The sequence below is a fragment of the Arthrobacter sp. SAFR-044 genome (assembly GCF_051965175.1).
Classification (GTDB): Bacteria; Actinomycetota; Actinomycetes; order Actinomycetales; family Micrococcaceae; genus Arthrobacter.
The window spans coordinates 235,997-242,102 of the sequence record NZ_JBQCMK010000008.1 but is presented as its reverse complement, the minus strand read 5'-3'; the positions used below and the strand labels follow the sequence as shown (position 1 = coordinate 242,102).

Genomic DNA, 6,106 nt, shown 5'->3' with positions numbered 1-6,106 from the left:
GCGAGCTTGCCCTTGATATCCCACAACGCCATGTCCACCGCAGCGATCGCCGCCATCGTCACCGGACCCCGCCGCCAATACGAGGATCGGTACAGGAACTGCCACGTGTCCTCGATCCGGTGCGGATCCTTCCCGATCAACAACTGCGCAACATGCTCCTTCAAATACGCGGCAACAGCCAACTCCCGCCCGTTCAGCGTGGCATCACCAATCCCGGTCACACCATCCTCGGTAGTAATCCGAAGGGTCACAAAGTTCCGGGACGGACTGGTAACAAACACATCGGCGGCAACGATTTTCATGGGACTAACTGTTCCTTCCGGAAGTAAGAGCGGGATTCAGGTACGTGCAGGGGTGGCAGCCGTATTGGTGGCGAAGGATCCGCACAGCCGGGAAACAAGGGCGACGACGTCAGGGTCGTCCGCGAGGGCAGCGCTGACCAGTCGAAGCAGGGCCTGGAGCCGTTCAGTTCCCTCAAGCGCAACTGCAGCGCGGATTTCGGAGGCGAGCGGATCCTGGAAGTCGTTTCCTGCGACAACATAGTCAATCCACGCGGCAAGCATCAAAGCACTGCCTGCCCCACTGCGCCCGGCAATCCGTTCGGCCGTCAAGACGGGGACGGAACGCATCCGCAGTTTCGTCGTGGCATCGGCCGCGATCTGGGCGAGCCGGTGGGCGATGCGAGCGTTTCCGAAGCGTTCCAGCAGGGCCTGCCGGTAGGCCGGAATGTCCAGCGCTTCCCCGTGCAGGTGGTGCGCCGCCTCGTCCCAGAAGTCCTCCACAGCCTGCCGGCACACGGGATCTGCCAGGGCCTCGGCCACGGTGGCGTGCCCGCGGAGCTGCCCGGCATACGCCAGGATGGAGTGGGAACCGTTGAGGAGCCACAGTTTACGGTTCTCGTACGGTTCGATGTCATCCACGAAGATTGCCCCGGCGTCCTCCCAGCGCGGCCTCCCTGCGGGAAAATCACCGCTGAGCACCCAGTTCCGGAACGGTTCGGCCACCACCGGCGAGCAGTCGGAGTAGCCGCACTGCTCCGCCACTTCCGCTACGTCCTCCTCGGTGGTCCGCGGCGTGATGCGGTCAACCGACGTGCTGACGAAGCTGACGTTCGCCCCGATCCACTCGACCAGCCCGGGACCCCAGCCCGAGGCAAGGCCCAGGACCGCGCGGCGGGCAACCTCACCGTTGGCGGAGAGGTTGTCGCAGCTGACGACGGCGATCGGTCCCCCGCCGCTGTCCCGGCGCCCCGCGAGGGCCAACACCAGCCGTCCCACCGGCGTTCGCGGAACGCCTTGCCCTTCCGCCCGGGGTCCGCCGGACGCAGCCGCGGACAACGCGCGGAGGTCATCCGCTACACCCGGAGCATCGGCGTCGAACGTTCCATCCGCAGCCAGCCCGTAGGCAGCCTCGGTGATGGTCAGCGTAACGATCGCGGTCTCTTTCGCCGCCACAAGTTCACACAGGCGGCCCACGTCGGCCCCGTCCACAGCCTCCACGATGCTGCCGATGACTTCGAAACTGTCACCGCCGGCCGACCGCTCCACCAGCGTGTAGAGGCAGTCCTGGCCGGACAATGCTGCCGCGGCGTCGGGACGGCGGCCCGTGAACGCGGCGATCCCCCACTCCCCCGCGTCGCCGGCATGCTGCGTGTACCAGGCCTGGTGGGACCGGTGGAACGCGCCGAGGCCAAGGTGCACGATCCGCACCGGAGCCTTGGGCAGCGGTTTCAGGTTGCGGTCCAGGGCAGGAAGTGAGCCCAGGGCAGTCGGGACGGCGTTCACAGCTTGAACACCCGCCGTGGTGACTCGTCGATGATGTCCATGATCAGCTCGTGGGCCCGCTCCTCGGTGATGCGGTGCTCAGCCACCAACCGCGCCAGGAATGACGCCTCGATGCGGCGGGCGGTGTCGTGCCGGGCCGGGATGGAGCAGAAGGCCCTGGTGTCATCGATGAACCCCGAGGACCGCGAGAACCCTGCCGTCTCCGTGACCGCGGACCGGAACCGGAGCATGGCGTCGGGCGCATCCAGGAACCACCACGGCGCCCCCAGATAGACGGAGGGGTAGAAGCCGGCCAGTGGGGCCAGTTCGCGGGAAAACACCGTCTCGTCCAGGGTAAACAGGACCAGGTGGAAGTCCTTGGCCGTCCCGAAGTCCTGCAGCAGCGGGCGGACGGCCTCGGTGTAGTTGACCGCCACCGGGATATCGTGCCCGGTGTCGGCACCGAACGCCTCGAACGTGGGCGCATGGTGATTGCGGAACGAGCCGGGATGGATGGTCATGACCAGTCCGTCCTCCACCGACATCCGTGCCATCTGGTAGATCATGTGCGCTTCGAAGGCGTCCCGGTCCGCAGCAGTCGCCTGGCCTGACCTGCCACGCTCGAAAAGCCGCTCCGCCTCGCCGTCGTCCAGCTTCAAGGTGGTGGGCGTGAACACGCCGTGGTCCGCGGACACCGCGCCCCGCTCCACGAAGTGGCGCCGGCGCGTCTCGAGAGCATTGATGTAGCCCGCGTAACCGGAAGCGCCCTCCCCGGCCGAGCCGATCAGGCGCTCCACGTTGTCCTGCCAGGCCGGGTGCGCCATGTTCAGGTACTGGTCCGGCCGGAAGGTGGGCAGCACCCGGGCAGCAAACGAGGGGTCGGCGTGCAGGGCTGCGTGGCTGTCCAGCGAGTCCAGGGGGTCATCGGTGGTGGCGAGCACCTCGATGTTGAATTCCTTGAACAGCTCCCGGGGCCGGAAACCCGGTTCGGAGAGCTTGGCTTGCAGCGCGTCGTACAGCCGGTCCGCGTTCTCCGCGGAGGGTTCCTCAGGGAGGCCGAACACGTGGGCGAATTCCTGCCGGATCCAGTATCCGGACGCCGTTCCCTCGAAGTGGGGCCACGCCTCGCAGAAATGGCGCCACACCTGCCGCGAGTCGGCGGGCTGGCTGCCCAGGCCCAACTGGTCCATGGGCAGCCCTCCGGCGTGGATCAGCCTGGTGACGTAGTGGTCCGGAGTGACCAGCAGGGCGGCGGGGTCAGGAAAGGGGGTGTTCTGTTCGATGACTCCCGCGTCGACGTGCCCGTGCGGGGAAATGATCGGCAGCCCCTCCACCTTTTTGAAAAGTGACCGCGCGATGTCCCGGACTCCGGGATCGGCCGGCAGCAGCCTGTCCGGGTGGTCCGCTATTGGCTGTCCCATGGGTCACTGCCTCACTGCCGGGACGGAAAGCCCTGCGAGGGCGGCCGTGGAGCGGAGGTAGTCGAGGTTGTCCGCCGTCCGCTCTGCCAGCGGGAGTTCCGTGGAGAAGTCTTCAACGGTCACCCACCCGTCATAGCCAAAGGCCGCGAGCGCTTCGAAGTACTGGAGGACGCTGCCTTGGCCCGAACGGAGCGGAACCCACTCGTTGCGGAAGACAGCGGCGCCGGACTCATCGGTGTCGCCGCTGTTAACCCAGACCGCGTTCTTCACGTGGACGTGGGCCAGGTAGTCGCCCAGGAGCTCGAACGCAGGGAGGTAATCCTCCTGCCCTTCGATGAGCAGGTTGCCAAGGTCATGGATGACTCCAACGTGCCTCGGGTCCAGTCCTTCCAGCAGCCGGAGTGCCGAGGAGGCGGAGGCGGTGATGGTGCGGTGATGCAGCTCCACCAGGGCCTTGACGCCGTGGTGGGCCGCCCGTTCGGCGATCCACTCAAAATCACGGCGGGCACGGGCGAAGAGCTCAGGGTAGGGCGTGCCGCTGGCTGGTTCGTTTCCCCACGCTGCAGTTCCCAACGGAAGAGTTGTTACCCGGACCTGGCCGGCGCCCAACCGGGCGGTGGCGGCAAGCATCCGGTCAACGTCCGCATGGTTGTCGCACCGCGCGTACCCGCCGATGCCGGAGAACTGCAGTCCCGCGCTGCCCGTGATGGCCGCGATCCGGTCCAGGTGCTCCTCCATTCCGGTGAGCGGGACGGTGGCCTTGTTGCCGGCCCAGAAGCCTGGTTCAGCAGCGTCGGCCTGGTCGGTGATGCGCCATTCCACGCCGTCCCAACCCTGGTTGGCGAGCTGCTCCACTGCCTCTTCCGGTGTCCATTCAGGGGTTGATGCCGTAAATACTGAAAACTTCATTGTCCTAGGCGCTTTCTGCCGCATTGTTTCCGGTGCGGACTTCCAGGTCGTTGTACTTGCCCGCCAGCACGTCGTCGAAGAGGACGGGCTGGCCCAGGGTGGCCGAGACGTAGACGGCCCGCACGGCTGCGAGGGCGTTGACGGCGTCGCTGACGGTCACACCGGGCTGCCTCCCGCCGGCGATGGCGGCCAGGATGTCCCGGTACTGCCGGACGTGCCCGGCGGGGTAAACGGTGGGGTCCGCGGCTTTATAGTCTTCCTCCGGGTACTTGGCCAGTTCCTCTTCGGCCTGGTTGCCCCCGCCCTGGAGGCCCATGTCCGCGGACTCACCGCCGGCGTCCCTGCTGTGGAAGTACTGCAGCCGGTCGTTGTCCACCACTGCTGATCCTTCGGATCCCATGAGCTGCACGCGGACGGTCAGACCGGGGTAGGCCGCGGTGGTGGCGTGCAGGACTGCCAATCCACCGTTCTCGAAGGTCACGGTGGCAACGGCGGTGTCTTCCACTTCAATCCGGTCATGGGCCAGCCTGGCGGTGTGCGCGTGGATTTCCACGGGACGTCCCATGAACCAGAGCAGGAGGTCCACGGTATGGACGCCCTGGTTCATAAGCGCGCCGCCGCCGTCCATGGCCCAGGTGCCGCGCCAGTCGCCGGAGTCGTAGTACCCCTGACTCCGCCACCAGGCAACTGAAGCAATGGCAGAGGTCAGCCGGCCGAAGCGGCCCTTGGTGATGGCATCGGCGACAGCCACGCTGGACTGGTCAAAACGGTGTTGGCTGATGACGGAGGCCACGATCCCCTTGCCCGCAGCTTCCTTTGCGGCGGCTTCGATTTCCTGGGCCCGCGTGAGGTCCACGTCCAGGGGCTTTTCAATGACCACGTGCTTGCCGGCCGCCAGGACTTCCAGGCCCTGCTGGATGTGGAGGCCACTGGGCGTTGCCAATGCAACCAGATCAATGTCCTCAGCCGCGAAGGCTTCGGCCAGGGTGCTGAACTGCGGCGGCCGCTGCCCGCCCTGTTTCTCGATGAAGTCGGCGAGCGCTTCGGATGCCGCCGGAATGGCATCGACGAGCGCCACGATCCGGGCTTCCGGGAACTGTTGGAGGGCTACGGCGTGGGTGCGCCCAATGACGCCGCATCCGGTGATGGCTACGTTCAAGGTGCTCATGCGGTCTGGACTCCTGCTTCTGCGGTGACTTTTGCGAAGGCGCGCGCTGCGATACCGAAGGCGGTGGGGCCGGAGAAGCCGCCCAGGCCGTGTGCACCGGCCAGGTGCGGCTCCAAGGAGGCGAAGCCTTCATAGCCGTCGGCCTTGAGCGCTTCGACGGTGCGGAGGAGGTCGCCGTCCCCTTCGCCGGCCGGCGTTACGTGGCCGTTGGAGAAGAGCGCGTCTTTGACCTGCAGGTACTCAAGGTGCGGGCGCAGCTTCGCGTAGCCCTCGTCGAAGGGTTTGACCCCTACCTGGACGAAGTTGGCGGCATCCCAGGCAACCTTCAGGGCGGGCGAATTCACGGTCTCAATAATGTCCAGCACCCGGTCTGGAACGTCCCCGAAGATGTCCTTCTCGTTCTCGTGCAGGAGGATCACGTCGGCTTCCTCCGCGACGTCGGCCAGGGCCCGCATACGTTCAATGACGGCGTCGCGGATGCTCTCCACTTGTACCGATTCGCCATAGTAGAAGGAGAAAATGCGGATGTATCGCGCGCCAAGGACCTTGGCAGCGTTCGCTGCGCGGCGCAGCCGTTCCACTTCGTGCTCCACGGGAAGGCTGACGTCCACCTTCCCGATGGGTGAAGCGATGGCTGAAACCTTCATGCCCTTGTCGGCGAGCAGTGAGGCGAGTGCCTGCAACTGCTCATCGCTGAGGTCGACGATGTTCGTACCCCATGCGCTGCGGACCTCGATGTGGTTGGCTCCGAGGGCCTGCAGCACCGCGATCTGGATTGCTGGGTCGTCGTCGATCTCGTCGCCGAAGCCTGACAGCTGCCAGGTGACCTGGGTGGTCGAAACCAT

The 6,106-nt window shown here is 66.1% G+C and carries 5 protein-coding genes and 1 pseudogene; all 6 read right to left on the bottom strand.

The annotated features are described in order from the left end of the window. Positions 1-302, bottom strand: a pseudogene (locus tag ACTHQS_RS14370) (bifunctional D-altronate/D-mannonate dehydratase); the annotation flags it as partial. Between the two features lie 36 nt (positions 303-338). Continuing rightward, complete coding sequence (locus ACTHQS_RS14365) at positions 339-1,784, bottom strand: mannitol dehydrogenase family protein (protein WP_440170123.1); 1,446 nt, start codon at positions 1,782-1,784, stop codon at positions 339-341. Then, a complete protein-coding gene (uxaC, locus tag ACTHQS_RS14360; RefSeq protein ID WP_440170120.1) occupies positions 1,781-3,184 on the bottom strand; it encodes a glucuronate isomerase in 1,404 nt (467 codons plus the stop codon). The genes ACTHQS_RS14365 and uxaC overlap by 4 nt, the downstream gene beginning before the upstream one ends. Positions 3,185-3,187: 3 nt before the next feature. Further along, the gene (locus tag ACTHQS_RS14355) at positions 3,188-4,093 is read right to left on the bottom strand and encodes a sugar phosphate isomerase/epimerase family protein (RefSeq protein WP_440170118.1); all 906 of its coding nucleotides are present in this window, start codon (positions 4,091-4,093) and stop codon (positions 3,188-3,190) included. A gap of 4 nt (positions 4,094-4,097) precedes the next feature. Beyond that, on the bottom strand, positions 4,098-5,261 hold the full coding sequence (locus ACTHQS_RS14350; RefSeq protein WP_440170116.1) for a Gfo/Idh/MocA family protein: 1,164 nt from the start codon (positions 5,259-5,261) through the stop codon (positions 4,098-4,100). Next, complete coding sequence (locus tag ACTHQS_RS14345; RefSeq protein ID WP_440170113.1) at positions 5,258-6,106, bottom strand: sugar phosphate isomerase/epimerase family protein; 849 nt, start codon at positions 6,104-6,106, stop codon at positions 5,258-5,260. The genes ACTHQS_RS14350 and ACTHQS_RS14345 overlap by 4 nt, the downstream gene beginning before the upstream one ends.